This window comes from Vibrio sp. L3-7, assembly GCF_963898195.1.
Taxonomy (GTDB): domain Bacteria; phylum Pseudomonadota; class Gammaproteobacteria; order Enterobacterales; family Vibrionaceae; genus Vibrio; species Vibrio echinoideorum.
In genome coordinates this window covers 24,715-42,234 of record NZ_CAWQUW010000001.1, presented here as the reverse complement: position 1 = coordinate 42,234, position 17,520 = coordinate 24,715, and the positions used below count along the sequence as shown (strand labels likewise).

Genomic DNA, 17,520 nt, shown 5'->3' with positions numbered 1-17,520 from the left:
GAGTTTCTCATGTGGTATTTTGTTTGGATATTAGGCTTATTTCTAGCCTCTGCATTTGCGGTTTTGAATGTCGTTAGCTTAGAGAAAAGCGACTCAGAAATTGAACCTTAAGTTGTATTAACTAAATGACCTTAGATAAGTCAGATTTAGAATAAGAGACCAGAAGCGCAGGCTTTTGGTCTTTTTTAGTTTAGGGATTTGTTTTCGTTTGGCACAAAATGGTAAGACTCAAATTGAGCGAATCGCTAGAATTCATTTCAACAACTCAAGTGCGTAGGATTGACTCTAGTCACTTTATCTTATTCGAATGGACGCTTTAATTACTCTAAAGAGGATTACTAGATGTACGAACTAACACTAATTCTAAGTTTGATGATGGGTGGCGCGGATAGCACTGCAGAAATGGAAGTTAATACCCAATTTACAACTCTTGAGCAATGTAATGAAGAAGGTGCAGCACTAGCTGAGAAACTAAACACCGCCGATCTTAAAGTCATGCAAGTTCAATGTGAGCGTGATTAACTCGATCAAGATTAGCCAGTTCATAATTAATCAGGAAGTGATCAACCAAAGAATGATGAACTAGAGTAAACCAACGCCACAGGTTTCAAGATATGGGCACAATTAAGGTGCCTATACCGAATTTCTTCCAGCTCAACTCGTTTTTATTCCTCAAATCAACGTCCTCTTTAGATCATCTACGCCTATTCTCATATCAGCTCTATTAAAAACAATTCAGGCTAACCTATTGTTAAATATTTACTATTTGTTAGTGTGTCTAGGTGCGCATGAAGGATGTGTTTCATATTGAGTGAAGAATAATAGTAGGAGTTGCGATGAGTATTATAGTGAGACGGTCTGAACCGTCAGATGCAAAGGGAATAAAAGAAGTCTACGAATGCACTAATGCTTATACCGGTACGCTGCAACTCCCAAATCCATCTCTGGAAAGCTGGCAGAAACGAATCTCAAATATGCCTGACAATGTGTACTCTTATGTTGCATTGATCGACGAGAAGATTGTTGGGAATTTAGGAATGGAAGTGTGTGTAAACCCGAGAAGGCGACATGTAGCTTCATTCGGTATGGGTGTTAAAGACGATGTGTTAGGCAGAGGCGTTGGGAGTCAACTGCTCGCGACAGCAATCGATCTGTGTGATAACTGGATCAACATCAAACGGATGGAACTAACGGTGTACACCGACAATGAAAGAGCCATCAATCTCTACAAGAAGTTCGGTTTTGTTATTGAAGGGGAGTCGGCAGGGTTTGCCTTTAGAAACGGTGAATATGTAGCGGTTTATCACATGGCGCGACTGGTATAGTGGTAACACGGTGACGTTTTCAAGAACGAGAAGACACAGAAAATAAAACGATAGATATTAAAACGCCACGTTATCGTAACGTGGCGTTTGTTGTTTTGACTCGCTAAAACATTAATGATTTAGAAAGCTAAAAGACTCGCTTAAGCCGTTAGAGGCTCAAGGTTCGCAGGGCGGTAGTGTACTGATTTAAGTACTTTACCTTGGCGAATTATCTTACCTTCAGATACAAAATCTTCTGCACATTTAGCGATGATGTATTCACCTTTTTGAACCGCCATCAGCTTGATGTTTTGCTCAGCATAGAAAGCTTCTGTTTCAGCGTATTCAGTTTCGTTGCGACATACTTTGCTCATGTTGCTTGAGTGTACTTCGTCCCAACAAGGCAAGAAGCCGATTGAACGGTTTTTACAAACATTCAATAGCAGGTCGATCAGATAGCTGATCGCTAGGTTATCTTCAACCTTAGCTTGGCCAAGGTGAACTAAACGTCCCATCAAAACATAAACGCTGTCTACGATAGCGTCAGCTTGCTCGATTTTAGAGTCTGCTTCTGCTAGTTCTGTTAGTTCTTCTATCGCTAGAGAGGTATGTAACGTATCGCCTTTTTCGTCCATTGTTTCAGGAGCAGCAACAGGCAGATCAAAAGTGCTGCGGAACTCTTCAATGTCGCGGTAAAGGTGATCGTAGATTTCTTGGCTTAGTTGAGAAAGGTTCATTTTCCTATCCATTCTGTTTCGTTAATGGATCATTTTATCAAAGCTAGGAATAGGGTGCTAACGCAAAGTCGAAGAAGTCGACTTTTATTCATTGGACCAATGAGGTATTTTGCATACAAACCAATTGATTATTAGGTTTTTTACACTTTACTCTTCTTCATATACCAAATAGTGATGTTGTCATTAAATTCGGCAGCTGTGGGATCCCAGTTATGCACCAAGCCAGTGAAAGCGAAATTGTTATACGCCGCTTGTATCAAATTACCAATGACTATCGAAAAGGTTTCGATAGTCAGATCGCTCAACTGCTTATTATGGGACTCGAACGCTTTGATTTAGATATTGGTATCCTGTCGAAAGTAGAAGGCAACCGCTATCGAGTGGAACACTGCATTACCCCTGATGGCGTGGAACTGCACACCGGCGATATTTTCGATTATCGATCGACCTATTGTGAAATTACGTGTAAATCAATCGGCCCTATCTGCATTGAACATTGCGGTAAACACGATAAATATGCAACTCATCCTGCATATCAGTCTTTCGGGTTAGAGTCCTATATTGGCATTCCTATTTTCGTTAACGAAGAGCTTTACGGCACCTTAAACTTTTCAAGTCCTAGACCGTATTACAGAGAATTCAAAGAGTTCGATATCGATGTGATGAGGTTGATGGCTTCATGGATAGAAGTAGAACTGGTTAGAAGGCAGCAAGAACGTAAACTGCAAGAACTGAACGAAAAACTTGAATACCAAGCCCTGTATGATCCACTTACCCACTTACCGAATAGACGTTGTTTGTTCAAAACGCTGAATGCAGAAGTTGAACAGTTAAAAGGATCTTTAGGTAAAGGGACACTAGCGGTTGTCGACATTGATTTCTTTAAGGTCGTTAATGATACTTACGGCCACCAAATGGGTGATGTTGTTTTAAAGAAAGTAGCGAATGTCTTGAGTCATAACACTCAAGAAGGCGAGTTTGTGGCGCGTTTCGGTGGCGAGGAGTTTATTCTTTGGTATCCAAATAGAACACCCAGTTATGTTGAAGATAAGTTCAGGATTCTTTTGCAAGAGATGAAGAAAATCACACTGGATAGAAAGCCAGTCACCATATCAATCGGCGCGTGTCATTTTGAATTGAGTACTTGGGATACCAAAGGGGAACGAATGTCGGCGTTAGACTCGTTAATAAAAGTTGCCGATGAGTGCCTGTATATTGCTAAACAAAATGGACGAGATCAGTTTATTTCTCGTCCATATCATCAAGAACATTCCGGTTTGTAAGCCGAAATTTGTTAGTCCTTAATGCTTAATGCTTAACGGTTCGCGATTAGCTGAATAGATAAGGAAACAATTGACGACGTTCCGCTGGTGTTAAAGATTCAACTCTTGCAATGTTGGTATCAGGAATCGCTTCTGGATTCGGATAGTGCTTTAACACTTTCTCCATACTCGCTTCGCGAATCAAATGGTAAACCGGATAAGGAGAGCGATTTGTTAGGTTCTCATCGTCTTCTGGATCGGCACCACCAAAACAGTAATCTGGGTGGAAGGTGGCGACTTGATAGATACCTTCCCAATCTTCCTGCTTGATCAGTGCTTCAATCCAATCAATGAACATGTTGTAGTCGAAAAAATCTTGCAGCATGTTAGGGACAACCACCAAAGTCGTCTCTAATTCAGCAACTGGCGTGTTATCTAACTCAACGAAATGCGTCATGATATCTTCAAGTAACATTTCTTCGGTTTTTGCTTCACTCACAAAGATCTTAATCTGCTTATTTCGTTGTGGTTTTGCAGCAAAGGGACACAGGTTTAGGCCAATCACAACGTCGTCTAACCATTGTTTTATTTGGTCGTGGATGGTTTGAAGATCTGTGCTTTGAGTGTTCGACATAACAGGTTCCGAATTGAATTTTTTCGTAGGATATCAGAACCGCCACCAATCAAAAGTAATAATTGATTCGTTCGTAGGCCTGACTCAAGCCTCGGCGAGTTTAGACGTAGTCATTTGAAGCTGTTTTAACTGATAAACCCAAGTAAATATGACGATATAGAAGATTGAACCACCTGCAATCACACCATTCCAACCGAATAGTTGCCAGCAATACAAGAGCAAGAACCCGCCCAAGCTTCCGCCAATATAATAGTGAACAAGGTATAACGCAGTCGCCGTGGCTTTAGCACTTGGTGCTTTTTGACTCACCCAAGAGTAGGCAAGGGTATGGGCGAAGAAAGCTCCGCCGCTAATCAACAGCAACCCTGCTAGCATGAACGGGATTTTGTCGACTGCCGAGATCAACATCCCCAATAAACTGATACACACACCAATTAATATTCCAGTTAAAGGATCGAATCGATTTGTCCATCGGTTAGACAGCTTGGAACTTACCGTACCCGCTAAATAACATAAGAAAATGAGTGACGCTAAACCCACCGGAACCGAGTGAGGCTCAGATACCAATCGAAAGCCCATTACCGAATAGAGATTAACAAACAGTGCGAAGTTAGCACCGCCGATCAGCATTGCTAACCACAGTGTGCGATTCTTTAGATGTAGAACCACAGAGCGGTTATGGTGAAAGAACAACCCTTTCTGTGGTTTGAAGTTTTGTTGGTCAGGCAAGCTATATGCAATATAGAGAGCGCCGATTAAGGAGCCGACCACAAAAAACAACACAGTCGCATGCCAGTCGAAATAGTCTGTGATTAAGCCCCCGAGGACACGTCCGAAAATACCACCCAACGAATTGGCTGCAATATAACCACCAATCGCGACCGCGAATGCTTTCGGAGACAACTCTTCCACCATATAGGCAACCGCTACACCAGCAAAAGCGGCGACAGCAATGCCCATAAATGCTCTGGCAATCACAAGTTGCAACAGAGTCGTTGTGAATACCATGCTTAGCCCAATCAAAGGAATCGCAAAAAGGCTGAACAAGATGATAGGTTTTCGACCGAAAGTTTCTGAGGCGATAGCCCATGGCACCAAGCTAATCGATAAACCAAGAGTCGTTGCGGCAAACAACCAGTTGATTTGGGTTTCCGATACTTGGAAATGAACTGCCATATGCGGCAAGATAGGTTGAAAAAGGTACAAGTTGCAGAAAATAATAAACGAACCAATAGCCAAAGATTGGGTGATTCGTTTGTATTGAGGGCTGCCTTTATCAAACATTTACGCTATGCCTGTATGAGTTAATAAGCTATTTGTGAACAAATTATCAGTATCGTGATGATTAAAGAAATATATTAAAAATATCACCTCTATATATTAAATATATCACCATGCTTGAATCAAAACCTCTTCGTCATTTCTTAGCCGTCGCTCAGTTCGGTAACTTTACTCAAGCAGCCAAAGCGCTGCATATTGCCCAACCTGCTTTGAGTATCTCTATCAAAAAATTGGAGCAAACTTTAGAGTTGGTGCTATTTCGACGCGGAGATAAATCCGTCACTTTAACGGAAGAGGGCAAGGTGTTGCTTGAACATGCGAAGAGAATTGCTCAGCAGTTCGAGGATGCCCAACTTGCGATGAATGAACTGAAAGGCTTGGAGAAAGGCGAGGTGCGTTTAGGGGCTCCGAGTATGATGGGGAGCTACTTTTTCCCGCAAGTGTTGATGGCATTTAAAAGCCAATACCCAAACCTTAAATTGACGCTGATTGATGCTGGTACTGCTTCGATTCGGGAGATGCTATTAAACGGTGAACTCGATATCGGCGTTATTAATCATGAAAATGTGCCTGATGATCTTGAAACCGACCACCTACTAAGTTCGGAGATGTTAGCCGTTGTAGGCAAAGATCACCCATTGGCTTCGCAACCATCAATCACCTTTGAAGAGTTTTTTGCCCAAGAACTCATCATGTTCAAGTCGGGTTATTTCCATCGAGACTTTATCGATGCAACGTGTAAAAAATACAATCTAGACCTGACCATCGCATTCGAAACTAATTTACTGCCTATGATTCTTTCTATCGTGAAGCGAGAGTTCGCCATTACTGCGCTACTCAGCTTAGTGACAGAGTATGAGGAGGATGTGGTGGGTGTACCATTTAAAGACCCGGTGAAACTGAATCTATCTTTGGCATGGAGAAAGGAAGGATATCTATCGAAGGCAGACAGAACCTTTATTGATTTCGTAAAACGTTATGTGTGAGGTATTCATGAGTAATCTCACTAGCATCAAATTGAATTCAAATTGGTAGTTGCTCTATGACTGAGATGATACTGAGATAGGTCATACTTAACGCTTTGTTTCCTGTTCCTTATTTTCTATTAACTAATCACTCAGCATTACACTTTGTTGAGTTGAAAGTTTGAAGTCAGTTATATTAATCTAAGGAAAACGTGTGACTGACAATATTGTTAATTTGCATTGAGTGGCCGATATTTACGGCACCGAAACATTAACAATACAGACCGCGTAACGCTATGAAATGTAAGTGCAAAAATCAAAGGCTGGTTAGAATTCATCGCAATGTTTTTGAAAAAATCCTTGGCATTAAAGAGAAGTACCAATGCGCGAGTTGCAATGGAACCATGAAAGTCAAAGGGTGATTTGTGAGTATGACCAACATGCTGTTGCTTGCTTCTGGTATACATCTACCATGAGTATGAAATAACAAAGCCCGCATATTCTAGTTAGAGTATGCGGGCTTTGTTGTGTAGGAGTACTGATCTCTAGATCACGTTATGTGTTCTTTGAGTTATACATCTTATCGAAGTTCTTTTGGTTCCAGCCGACCATCACTTGATCGCCGATTTTAAGCACAGGGATAGAACGAGCACCCATCGCTTGTAATTCTTTACGACCACGCTGCATTTTTGCATTCGTTAGACGATATTCAATTTTTTTAGAGTCCAAATAGCGCTGGGCATCTTTACAGTGAGGGCATTTGTCTGCGACGTACAATACAACACGTTTCATTTTTACAATCTCTTTTTGAGTCTAGCTCTTGGTGAATCTCGCTAAAGTGTAACGAATCCTAGGTGATTAGAAAAGTGTGATCAGTTACACTATGCGGCTCAAATTTCAAGACCACAACGTATTGTCGTGGTGTTACTGGTACGGTTTTTTTACATGCATCCTTCTTTGCGATATATCCAAGGCTATCCAAAGCACATTATCGACCCTGTGACTCAGTTAGTTGAGTCGGGTAAGTTAGTGCCGTGGTTTGAAGCTCGCTATCCAGATAATCACGAGATAAAAAGCGAGAAAGCCTTGTTTGACTATGCGATTGAGATAAAAAATCGCTATATGAAGAAAACACCGCCAATTAGCAAAGTGATTTACGACGGAAAGATCCACCTGATCAATAATGCACTAGGTCTTCACACTTATGTGGCAAAGAATCATGGTGGAAAGATAAAGTCGAAGAATGAAATTCGTATCGCGAGTGTTTTTCGAAATGCCCCAGAGCCTTTACTCAGAATGTTGGTCGTGCACGAACTGGCGCACATCAAAGAGAAAGAACACGATAAAGCCTTTTACCAACTATGCTGTCACATGGAACCGGAATATCACCAACTAGAGTTGGATGCCCGTTTATTCATGATGTATTTAGATTTAAAGAAGTAGCCCAATGAGCCAATCAGAAAACAGAACGACGCTAAGCCTGTCGAAAAACAGTACTTCATCAGCAAAAACAAAAGACAACCAAGCTAAAGAAGGCATTAGTAAGCCAGGTAACAGCAAGCAAGGTGATGCTAAGCAAAATACAGGTAAACCAAGCAGCGACAAGCGTACTTCTTCAAAAGATACATCAGAACAACGCCGAAAAAATACGGCTTCAAAAGGGGCGGGCAACAACAAATCGAAGCGATCTTTTGGCAAAGATAACAATGGTAAACCGGGTTCGAATAAAACGCCGTTTAACAAAACATCGTTTAACAAAAACGCAGCCCAGAAAAGACGTTCGGCTGAAAAGCCTCAAGGCGGCTTGCATCCAAGAAATCAACACACAGGTCGATACGATTTTGACCTGTTGGTCGCGGCATTGCCTGAGTTGAAAGAACACCTGATTAAGAACCCTGTAGGGGAAGATACGGTGAACTTTTCCGATCCTCTGGCGGTCAAGCTTTTGAACAAAGCCTTACTTGCTCATCATTACGGTGTGAAGCATTGGGATATTCCTGCAGGCTACTTGTGTCCGCCAATTCCTGGGCGTGCCGATTACATCCACAGAGTCGCAGATATTCTGAATAGCGATGGCCAAGGCGAACCTTATAACCATGCTTCGGTTAAAGCGCTAGATATCGGTGTTGGTGCAAACTGTATCTACCCAATCATCGGTGCGACAGAGTATAAATGGCGTTGTACTGGTACGGATGTGGATCCTATCTCAGTGAAAGCGGCGAACTTTATTGCAGAAAGTAATGCGAACCTCAAAGGTAAGGTTCGCAGTCGTCTACAAGCCGATTCTGAATCCATCTTCAAAGGTGTGATCAAGGATAATGAGCGTTACGATGTCACTATTTGTAATCCTCCTTTCCATGGTTCACAAGAAGAAGCTGAACAAGGTTCTCAACGCAAGTTAGATAATCTAGCGGCGAACCGAGCAAAGAAAGCGGGTAAATCATTCAAGCCAGAATCGAAAAAGCCGTCTGCGAAGCAAGATAAGCCAACGTTGAACTTCGGTGGACAAAAAACGGAGTTGTGGTGCCCGGGTGGCGAAGCGGCTTTCATCTTAAAGATGGCAAAAGAGAGCCACCTTTTCGCAACTCAAGTCTTGTGGTTTACAACGCTAATTTCTAAGAAAGACAACGTTGATATGATCCGTTCAGAACTTGGCAAGCTGAGAGCGAAACAAGTGAAAGTGGTTGAAATGTCACAAGGTCAAAAAGTCAGCCGTTTTGTTGCATGGACGTTCATGGATGACGAACAACGTCAGCAGTGGATTGACTTGAAGTAGCGAACTCATAACTGAAGTCACAGGTTCAAAACTCACGTCTAAAATCATGAACGGGCTTGTTGATACATTCAACAAGCCCGTTTTTGTTTTGGCTATTTGGCTATTTGGCTATTTGGCTATTTAATTATTTGGTTCTTTGATTATTTGGCTATTTAGTTATTTTTAGTGCAAGTGTCCTAAGCCGAAAGCAGTTCGTCTAACTTACTTTGATACTTTTCTTGAATTGCATTGTTACCGGCTTTGCGTTCTAGTTCGATTAGGATCTTAAGTGAAGGAACTTGGTAACCATAACGCTGGTGGAATTTGAATAGACGCAGTCGAGCGTCGTTGTAGTCAGCTTCATTCACTTCAATCGTTGATAGTTGGAGAACTGATCTTATTCGGTTTGGATCATGGTCGATGGCTCTAGTGAAGTAATACTTAGCCTTATCGGCATTCCCTGCTTTAAACGCGCAAAATCCAGCGTTCTCATAACTAGCAGATACTAAATAATAGTAGGGCTGATCAATGGCGCGATTGAAGTATTTATCGGCTTGATCGTATTCACCTTGTTTACATAGAAAGGTACCGTAGTTATTGAGCACGTTGCCGTTTTGGGAATCTAAACGAAGCGCTTTCTGATAGGTGATTCTCGCTTCATCCACTTCACCGACTTGTTCGTAGTAATGCGCCATTGAAAGTCGTGCTCGGTAATAGCTTGGTGCATGCTTGACCGCCAGTTCGAGATTTTCACGTGCTCTCACCATATTACCTTGTCCCATGTAACCCAAACCTAATTCAATGCGAGACTCAGACATCGCGATAGGATCACTCTTAATCTTAGGTGGCCCTTCTGTAACAGAAATGCACCCCACTATTGAAAGGGAGAGGATTAATACAAGGCTTGATAATAATGTGGGGTTTGGCGATAACGAATTGGCAGGCATGTGCAGCTCCTTATGAACACAGCCCCATGATATGAAATCGAATTAGTCGAAGTGGTAAATCTGTTGTGGAATGCGAGTCACTCACCATAAAAAAGCCGTGTCCAATTTGGTGTTTTATCAACAACCTACTGTTTTTTCAGTAACCTACTGAACACGGCTTTCTTGTGAATTACCTAAGTGACTTTTCACCTAAGTAATTTGTTACCTAAATGACGTACTACTCAATCGTCTTTAGTGAAGTTTTCTTCGCTGAAGTGATCCAAATCGTAAGGTGTCTGTTGGTAAACGCAGTAGTTCAACCAGTTTGAGAACAACAAGTGGCCATGACTACGCCAACTAGCAACCGGCTTATTATCTGGGTTGTTGCCCGGGTAGTAGTTGATCGGAATAACGGGTTCCATGCCTTCACCTAAGTCACGGATGTACTCATGATGAAGCGTATGAGCTTCGTATTCAGGGTGACCCGTTACAAACACGTTTCGCTTATCTTTGGTCGCCGCCAGATATACGCCAGCCACATCAGAAGTCGCAAGAACATCAAGGTCGGTATGCTCGGCTAAGTATTCCTGAGAGAAATCTGCGTAGCGAGAGTGCGGTGCTAAAAAGGTATCGTCAAAACCACGCAGAAGCGGGTGGTAAGGGTGATGAATCTCGTGATTATAAACACCAGAAAGCTTCTCTTTACGAGTGCGCTTTGGCAAATCATACAGTAATTTCAAACCCGCCTGAGCCGCCCAACACACATACAAGGTTGAGGTCACGTGCTTGTTTGCCCATTCCATGATGGTTTTTAGGTGGTCCCAGTAAATAACATCTTCAAATTGAACCAAGCCAAGCGGTGCACCAGTAATGATCAATCCATCAAAGTTTCTGCCTTTGACCATTTCAAATTGGCGGTAGAAGTTATCAAGGTGTTCAGTCGGTGTGTTTTTGCTTGGTCGGTCATCAATGCGCAGCAGCTCTACATCCACTTGCAATGGACTGTTCGATAGTAGGCGTAAGAATTGAGTTTCAGTTTCAATCTTCTTCGGCATTAGGTTGAGGATCAAGACTCGAAGTGGACGAATTTCCTGTGTCGATGCTCTTGATAACGGCATCACGAAGATGTTTTCTTCACGAAGAACATCAGATGCTGGCAATTGGTCTGGAATGCGAATAGGCAAAGCTTTCTCCCTAAGCTAGATATGTAGACGTCTATACATCTAAATCTATAGTAGTTTGATACGCTTGTCGATATCCAAAATGGATAGATGTAAATTATTTGTGTTTTCTATCAGAAGCCACCTTCCGACGTCGAGGGCGTCTTATAATGTTTAATGACTACTCGAGTAATGCATAAGTGCTTGGTTCTGTTATGTAGAACTAGGCAGTTATCAGAGCAAGCGGTTAGCATTTACGATAAACTCATGTTTTCGAATTAGCCTGTAAAGTGACAGATGAAGTTAATACTCATTCGAGGGTTGCCCGGTTCTGGCAAGTCAACAAAAGCGAAAACCTACGATGCATTACATGTCGAAGCGGATATGTATTACGTGAATGAGCAAGGTGACTACCATTTTGATCCTAGGCAGTTACAGCAAGCTCATGAGTGGTGTCAAAACACGGCGGAAAACGGCTTGAAGCAAGGGTTAGATGTTGTTGTTTCGAATACCTTTATTAAGCATTGGGAAATGAAGGCTTACCGCCAACTTGCAAGAAAATACAAAGCAGAATTGATCATCGAGGTATGCCGAGAGCAATATGGCAGTATTCACGACATCGAACCGTCTGTGATTAAGCGCATGGCAAAAGATTGGCAAGAATAGCCTCGTGCTTATCCAGCTTGGCTGAATGGCAAATAGAATTAAATTAATAGAACAACTTCAAGGTAACGATTGAAATGGCAAAGCGCTCTGTTGTGGTCGACATGACTTCTTACGGTATCTATTCCAAGTGGGATTCCAAATCTAAAGATCTACCAAAAATCCAAGAGTTCACCACCATTGTTGATGCTGAAATCGACGTAGAGTTTGGCTATATCTTGAATATCAAAAAAGCCAAAGGTGAAAAGATCCGTTACTGCATCTGTCACCCAGATATTACCACCGACAAAGGTGAAGTATTAGAACCGTTTGAGGGTGAAGAGTACGTAGGCAACAACGATTGGGATTTTTACTTAGGAGATACCATTTGGTCGCCAGTTTCGAACAAGCTTGGCAAATGGCGTATGACTGTGAAATTGAAAGGCAATATCATTGCCGACAAAACATTCGATTTAGTCGCAAAAGACGAAAGCCAGTTCTGGAAGCGTAGGGGTTTTTAAGCTCAAATTCTTAGCTATACGCTTTAGGTGAGACAATTACACAGAACTTAAGACAATCTAAAAAGCCGAGCATCGTTATGATGTCTCGGCTTTGTTGTAACAAATAGGGGAGATTAATTCCCCCAAATCGGTCACTAGATTATTGTGTTACGTAAGCTACAACAAACTCAGTGATAGCGACCATATCTTTCACTGCGATGTACTCTTCGGTGGTGTGAACTTTCGCCATACCTGTAGATAGGTTAACCGTTGTTAGACCTTTCGCATTGAAGTTGTTTGCATCACTACCGCCGCCAGTGCGTTTAGTGTTTGCCGTTACGCCAAGCTTTTCAAACGCTGATTTGATAGAAAGAATATGCGGGTGATCGTCTGCAATCACGAATGCATCGTAAGCACGAGTCGATTCGATTTCTACTTCAGCGCCGAATTGCTTCGCGCTTTCTTGGAATGTAGAGATCATGTGCTCAACTTGAGCCGTTAGCTTTTCGCCGTTTAGAGAACGTGCTTCAGCCACTACTTTAAGTTCCGGCATTACGATGTTGGTCGCTTGACCGCCTTGAACAATACCGACGTTTGCCGTAGTTTCTTCATCGATACGAAGTAGGTTCATCTTAGTGATAGCGTCTGCAGCCACTTGAATTGCGCTGATGCCTTCTTCTGGCGCTAAACCAGCGTGAGCAGGGCGGCCTTTGATCTTAGCAACAATCTTCTGCTGACCCGGAGCTGCGTTTACGATGGTGCCAATTGGGCCACCTGTATCAAGTACGATAGCGTGCTCTGATTGAATGTAAGACATATCGAAGTTCAAAGAGCCGAACAGACCGCCTTCTTCGAATACGGTGAACGCGATTTCAATAGTTTTGTGCGCTTTGCCTTCAGCTTTGATACAGCGAACCGCTTCCATGATAGCTGCGATACCAGACTTATCGTCGCCGCCTAGAATCGTATTGCCTTTTGAACGGATGATGCCGTCTTCGATGATTGGTTCAATACCGATACCTGGTGTTACTGTGTCCATGTGGCAACTGAATACTGTGCTTCCTGAAAGAGTGCCATCTAGACGAGCGTAGATGTTGAATCCGTTAGAGACTTCCTCAGGAACCGCCAGTCTATGTACGTCAAAGCCTAGTTCGCCTAGCTGCTCAGCCAGCGCTTCTGCGATGGCTTTTTCATTGCGTGATTCACTATCAATTTTCACTAGATTGCAGAAATGTTCTACAAGACGTTGTTCATTAATTTGGGTCATTGTTAATTCTCATTATGCTTCCGCTTGTTCTAAAGAAGCCGCGGAGGTAGGAACAGGAAAATTACTATAACGCCAATGAGGTAGATGATTATCTGAGTTAAATCAAGAAAGTTGCCTGATTATTCTAATTAGTGAGAATAACCTTGCTCAGTTCTTCGAGATGACAACATTTTAATCTGTGTAGGGCTCGGGTATAATAAGTTTCTAATATAGATAAACAGCAGTGATATGGTCATTCAATTTGTAACGGTCTTAATACATGAATAAAAACAACGTTTTAGGTTCGTTTCTACTCGTTGTAACAATGAGTGCCGTACTCGGGCTTTATTTGTTGTATCCGCTCAATGATGTGGACTTGAGCTCTCCTCAAGCCGACAACACTTCTGTCTACACCCCAGAAAAAGAACTCTCTCAAACTGAATATGGAAAAAAGTTAATTCATATTCTCGGTTTATCTCGCAGTGACCCCTCTGTTGCAAAACATCAGCTTGTTCTACTACGGTCGCCCACTGGCGTTAATGACAAAGCAATATACCAAGCTTATCGACTTATGATTTTGTCGAATGTCGCTCAACATCAACGAGACGCCGACGCCGTGATGGCCTACGTAGAACAAATAAAAGCGTTGTCTGAGCATGAAGGTATGTTGTGGTTGAAGTCAGAATCATTGGTCGAATCTGCGATTGAATACCTAAAGGAAGGCGAACTCGCAATTGCTGAAATTGAAATTCGGTCCGCGATAGGCATTGCTGAATCTATTCACTACGATCAGCTGTTGGTGAAAGCGTACAACACCGCAGGGGCGATCAATAATGTGCGAAATGACCTGCAAGACGCTCAGTACTTCTTTCATAAAGGATTGCAACTTGGCAAGCAATATCCAACGCACATCTATAACAGTAAGCTAATGTCAAACATGGCGCTGCTCTATATTTATTTAGAGGACTGGCCTAAGGCCCTGCGTATTATCGAGAAAGCAAAAAAGCTCTATTTTAAAAGTGGCTTACTTGAAGATGACGCGATTGGCATTCTTTACATCAACGAGTCATTTACGCATTTGAGCAGTGGTGATGTGACGAATGGCCGTATTGCTTATGAGAAAGCAAAAGCGCTCGACAGCGACAGAGTCAGTGCTCGATACAAAATTTTACTGCTTAGAACATACAGTGATGTGTTGTTAGCAGAAGGTGATTTTAACAAAGCATTACGAGTTACTAATCAATGTCTTCAAGCACCTAATATCGAGAAGTACACGCTTCAAAACGGGCAGTGCTATCTTAATCGCGCATTAGCGAATATTGGTCTCCATCATGATGACGCCATATTGGATGACCTTGAACGCGCATTTTCGATCTTTGAAGTGGTTGGGAGCAGAAGTTGGAAGGTACTGGGCTTAAAAACACTGGCCGAATATTATGAGTCTCAGGGTGACCTTGATACTGCCCTCAATTACTACAAACAATATTATCATGGCAACAAAGCGCTGCTGTTTGATAAAAGGCAGAGCGACATTTTCTTATTAGAACAAGACTATGCAACGGCGACACTCGCCAAAGAAAATGAACTACTTAATACTGAAAAAGACCTCAACGAATTACTGCTTCAAAAGGAACAACTTAGAAACAGAATCGTGGTCGCATTAATTATAATGGTCAGTATTAGTGCTGTATTACTGGCGATTAGGCTTCGCAGCATTCAAAGCAAAAACAAAGCGCTGCTCACTCAATCTACAACGTGTGAACTTACGGGTTTATACAACCGACGCTATCTAGAGCTGTTGTTAACTCAGCCCATGCAATTTAACACTTCGCAGTTTGGTATCAGTTTAGTCATTCTAGATCTTGATCACTTTAAACGCGTTAATGACACCTTTGGACATGATATTGGTGACCAAGTTTTAGTTGAAGTCGCAAGGCGAGTAAATCAACACCTATTCCCAAATGACGTAGTAGCTCGCTGGGGCGGTGAGGAGTTTGTCCTGTTGCTATCTGGATCCGTCGATCCTGAACAACAATTGAACGCAATTCGTTTAGCCATTGCTGAAACACCAATTGATACACATTCAGGCTCTATAGACCTCACCACATCGATAGGGGCGTCGATTGGTATTGCCCAAATGAAATTCAACCAAGACACCTACAAGAAGTACCTCAAAGCAGCGGATGATGCGTTATATCAAGCGAAAGAGTCGGGTAGGAACCAAGTTGTCATCGCTGAAAGTTAATCGCTACTAAGGAAACAAAAAGCCATTCTGATCTTCGAGAGATAAGAATGGCTTCTGGAATACTCTGAGACCGCTAATATCAAAGTTTGAGTTAAATATGGGGTTTAGTTAGCGACATGTCGAGTTTGTCTATATCAATCTTGTTTACATGAGTTATTTAGCGACACCTTGCAGCATTTCAACCAGTTCGCCCTCTGTAGCAGGTTCTCTTGCTAGTTCAATCACCGCGGAAGAACCGCCTTTTAGCATATAGGCTTTTGTTCCGCAGTGGTCATAGTGGAACCATTTACCACCTACACACACATCGGTATAACATCTTGGGTCTTGTTTTAGTTCCATATCAATTTCCTTATTAACATTTGCCTAACGTTTTTCAGGCTAATTGATCACAAACTGGCGCAAATTGATCTGCATCAATTTAAAGGCTGAATAATGACCGAATACTCAAATAAGAGAGCTGTGTCGGTTATCCAAAAGCGTTAATCAAGCAGTTAGCAAACAGTTCCAAAGAAAAGGTCGTGATTCTAGTTAACAACTGATTCTCTTTTTCTTGCCACATGATGCTTTTCTACTTACGCTACAATCACTTTAATCTCCCTACTTGCGTGGAACATGACTAATATTTTTATCGTTGTAGTGGTGCTTGTTGTCTTCTTTTACTTCATTCAGAAGTACGTATTTAAACATGACGACACAAAAGACCACGCTTACCAAAAGAAAGGGGCATTGCTCAACGTACAGCAAGCCACCTTTTATACGGCCTTGATCTCCGCAGTGGGTAATCATGGCGTGGTGTTTGCAAAAGTGAACATGGCGAACGTGCTTGCTCCTGCAAAAAGCAATACTAAGAAAAACTGGTTTATTGCCAACAACAAGATATCTCGTAGCTATTTTGATTTTGTAGTGTGCGATCCAAGAACACTAGAGCCACGTGTCATCATTGAGCTCGACAATGGCAAAGAGTTGAACAAAGGTAAAGTTGACCGAGAAAAGCTGCTCATTCACGTATGCAAATCTTCAGGGTTGCCATTAATTGGTGCATCGGTAAAACACAGTTATCAAGTAAGCCGTTTAAAGAGACTGTTAGCGGCACACATCGATCTCATTGAACCATCAAAGGAAGTTCGATTCTGTAAAAAGTGTGGTAGCCCGATGATCATCAAATTAGCTAGCCAAGGTGATTACAAAGGACGACGCTTTTTTACTTGCAGCCGCCAGCCTAACTGTACTTATACAGAGAACTACAACGTAGTATTCGATAGCGAAGAAGAGTCAAACTAATATCTAAAGCTAAAAAGTTCAGTTGGAGGTTTAAAAGACACAAAGCATGTCTATGTAGCTAGACAGTAAAGTTGACTTGAAATGTGATCTATCTCAACCCTTTGATCTGCTTTGTGTTTAAAATTTATTCTGATTGTTGTTTTTAAAAGCAAACGAACAGTTTTGTGCAAATTTATCCTTGCACGCTACCCATTCACTCGTTATTATCCATCTCGTTCTGAAGCGTTAGCCACTTAGTAAAGCGGTTAGTTAAGTTTCAAAGCATTGCCCGCTTAGCTCAGTTGGTTAGAGTACTTGCATGACATGCAAGGTGTCACTGGTTCGAGTCCAGTAGCGGGCACCAAATTCAAAAAGAAAGCCCACCTAGTGTGGGCTTTTTTGTGCCTGTAATTCCTCGATTATCACACTTTTAGCTGGTTGCAAAAACAACGTACCTTGTTAATTCGACATTTTGAAATATACGCTGAAGCAGCCTTTAATAATCACGTAGTGTCGGTAGCTAATTTTAGAAGCTCAGATGGCGAAAAAATACAGCCTTTAACAGTAAATCAAACATACAAAGTGTTGAGGAGTAAAACTAAT

19 protein-coding genes and 1 tRNA gene are annotated in these 17,520 nt (G+C 42.0%); 12 read left to right on the top strand and 8 right to left on the bottom strand.

What is annotated here, in order from left to right:
- Positions 1–9: 9 nt before the first annotated feature.
- The 3 genes from cydX (at position 10) to AACW75_RS00210 (ending at position 1,325) form a co-directional block, all read left to right on the top strand.
- On the top strand, positions 10–111 hold the full coding sequence (gene cydX / locus AACW75_RS00220; protein WP_145568287.1) for a cytochrome bd-I oxidase subunit CydX: 102 nt from the start codon (positions 10–12) through the stop codon (positions 109–111).
- 231 nt (positions 112–342) lie between these two features.
- The gene (locus AACW75_RS00215) at positions 343–522 is read left to right on the top strand and encodes a hypothetical protein (RefSeq protein WP_017075084.1); all 180 of its coding nucleotides are present in this window, start codon (positions 343–345) and stop codon (positions 520–522) included.
- A gap of 314 nt (positions 523–836) precedes the next feature.
- Positions 837–1,325: a GNAT family N-acetyltransferase gene (locus tag AACW75_RS00210; RefSeq protein ID WP_017075083.1), complete on the top strand. Its 489-nt coding sequence runs from the start codon at positions 837–839 to the stop codon at positions 1,323–1,325.
- Between the two features lie 140 nt (positions 1,326–1,465).
- Here the strand turns inward: AACW75_RS00210 and AACW75_RS00205 are convergent, their stop codons facing one another.
- The gene (locus AACW75_RS00205) at positions 1,466–2,041 is read right to left on the bottom strand and encodes a nucleoside triphosphate pyrophosphohydrolase family protein (protein WP_145568288.1); all 576 of its coding nucleotides are present in this window, start codon (positions 2,039–2,041) and stop codon (positions 1,466–1,468) included.
- A 212-nt stretch (positions 2,042–2,253) separates the two neighbouring features.
- On the opposite strand from AACW75_RS00205, the gene AACW75_RS00200 reads away from it, so the two are divergent.
- On the top strand, positions 2,254–3,324 hold the full coding sequence (locus tag AACW75_RS00200) for a sensor domain-containing diguanylate cyclase (RefSeq protein ID WP_237297351.1): 1,071 nt from the start codon (positions 2,254–2,256) through the stop codon (positions 3,322–3,324).
- Between the two features lie 46 nt (positions 3,325–3,370).
- Here AACW75_RS00200 and AACW75_RS00195 read toward each other — a convergent pair whose 3' ends face one another.
- Together AACW75_RS00195 and AACW75_RS00190 are read right to left on the bottom strand one after the other, a co-directional pair.
- Positions 3,371–3,937 (bottom strand): DUF1415 domain-containing protein, encoded by a 567-nt coding sequence (locus tag AACW75_RS00195; RefSeq protein WP_145568290.1) that lies wholly within the window; start codon positions 3,935–3,937, stop codon positions 3,371–3,373.
- Between the two features lie 84 nt (positions 3,938–4,021).
- Positions 4,022–5,221 (bottom strand): MFS transporter, encoded by a 1,200-nt coding sequence (locus tag AACW75_RS00190; RefSeq protein ID WP_145568291.1) that lies wholly within the window; start codon positions 5,219–5,221, stop codon positions 4,022–4,024.
- A gap of 110 nt (positions 5,222–5,331) precedes the next feature.
- Between AACW75_RS00190 and AACW75_RS00185 the strand changes: the two genes are divergently transcribed.
- Entirely contained in the window at positions 5,332–6,204 is an 873-nt protein-coding gene (locus AACW75_RS00185; RefSeq protein ID WP_145568292.1) for a LysR family transcriptional regulator, read from the top strand.
- A gap of 534 nt (positions 6,205–6,738) precedes the next feature.
- On the opposite strand, the gene AACW75_RS00180 is transcribed toward AACW75_RS00185, so the two are convergent.
- Complete coding sequence (locus AACW75_RS00180) at positions 6,739–6,975, bottom strand: glutaredoxin family protein (RefSeq protein WP_004734934.1); 237 nt, start codon at positions 6,973–6,975, stop codon at positions 6,739–6,741.
- Between the two features lie 153 nt (positions 6,976–7,128).
- On the opposite strand from AACW75_RS00180, the gene AACW75_RS00175 reads away from it, so the two are divergent.
- The gene (locus AACW75_RS00175) at positions 7,129–7,626 is read left to right on the top strand and encodes a YgjP-like metallopeptidase domain-containing protein (protein ID WP_135454796.1); all 498 of its coding nucleotides are present in this window, start codon (positions 7,129–7,131) and stop codon (positions 7,624–7,626) included.
- A gap of 4 nt (positions 7,627–7,630) precedes the next feature.
- Entirely contained in the window at positions 7,631–8,959 is a 1,329-nt protein-coding gene (gene rlmF / locus AACW75_RS00170) for a 23S rRNA (adenine(1618)-N(6))-methyltransferase RlmF (protein WP_145568293.1), read from the top strand.
- A 176-nt stretch (positions 8,960–9,135) separates the two neighbouring features.
- Here the strand turns inward: rlmF and pilW are convergent, their stop codons facing one another.
- Both pilW and metA read right to left on the bottom strand, forming a co-directional pair.
- The gene (gene pilW / locus AACW75_RS00165) at positions 9,136–9,885 is read right to left on the bottom strand and encodes a type IV pilus biogenesis/stability protein PilW (RefSeq protein WP_145568294.1); all 750 of its coding nucleotides are present in this window, start codon (positions 9,883–9,885) and stop codon (positions 9,136–9,138) included.
- A gap of 221 nt (positions 9,886–10,106) precedes the next feature.
- The gene (gene metA, locus AACW75_RS00160) at positions 10,107–11,048 is read right to left on the bottom strand and encodes a homoserine O-acetyltransferase MetA (protein WP_145568295.1); all 942 of its coding nucleotides are present in this window, start codon (positions 11,046–11,048) and stop codon (positions 10,107–10,109) included.
- Between the two features lie 273 nt (positions 11,049–11,321).
- On the opposite strand from metA, the gene AACW75_RS00155 reads away from it, so the two are divergent.
- Both AACW75_RS00155 and AACW75_RS00150 read left to right on the top strand, forming a co-directional pair.
- Entirely contained in the window at positions 11,322–11,690 is a 369-nt protein-coding gene (locus AACW75_RS00155; protein ID WP_145568296.1) for an ATP-binding protein, read from the top strand.
- A gap of 74 nt (positions 11,691–11,764) precedes the next feature.
- Positions 11,765–12,187 (top strand): DUF3859 domain-containing protein, encoded by a 423-nt coding sequence (locus AACW75_RS00150; protein WP_145568297.1) that lies wholly within the window; start codon positions 11,765–11,767, stop codon positions 12,185–12,187.
- Positions 12,188–12,326: 139 nt separating this feature from the next.
- Here AACW75_RS00150 and AACW75_RS00145 read toward each other — a convergent pair whose 3' ends face one another.
- Positions 12,327–13,433 (bottom strand): M20/M25/M40 family metallo-hydrolase, encoded by a 1,107-nt coding sequence (locus AACW75_RS00145; protein WP_145568298.1) that lies wholly within the window; start codon positions 13,431–13,433, stop codon positions 12,327–12,329.
- A 259-nt stretch (positions 13,434–13,692) separates the two neighbouring features.
- On the opposite strand from AACW75_RS00145, the gene AACW75_RS00140 reads away from it, so the two are divergent.
- Complete coding sequence (locus AACW75_RS00140) at positions 13,693–15,657, top strand: tetratricopeptide repeat-containing diguanylate cyclase (protein WP_145568299.1); 1,965 nt, start codon at positions 13,693–13,695, stop codon at positions 15,655–15,657.
- A gap of 153 nt (positions 15,658–15,810) precedes the next feature.
- Here the strand turns inward: AACW75_RS00140 and AACW75_RS00135 are convergent, their stop codons facing one another.
- On the bottom strand, positions 15,811–15,996 hold the full coding sequence (locus tag AACW75_RS00135) for a hypothetical protein (protein ID WP_017075068.1): 186 nt from the start codon (positions 15,994–15,996) through the stop codon (positions 15,811–15,813).
- 273 nt (positions 15,997–16,269) lie between these two features.
- On the opposite strand from AACW75_RS00135, the gene AACW75_RS00130 reads away from it, so the two are divergent.
- Together AACW75_RS00130 and AACW75_RS00125 are read left to right on the top strand one after the other, a co-directional pair.
- Positions 16,270–16,938 carry a DUF2726 domain-containing protein gene (locus AACW75_RS00130; protein ID WP_017075067.1) on the top strand — a complete coding sequence of 223 codons (669 nt, stop codon included), beginning with the start codon at positions 16,270–16,272 and terminating at the stop codon, positions 16,936–16,938.
- A gap of 266 nt (positions 16,939–17,204) precedes the next feature.
- Positions 17,205–17,281 (top strand) — tRNA-Val (locus AACW75_RS00125).
- Positions 17,282–17,520: the final 239 nt, after the last annotated feature.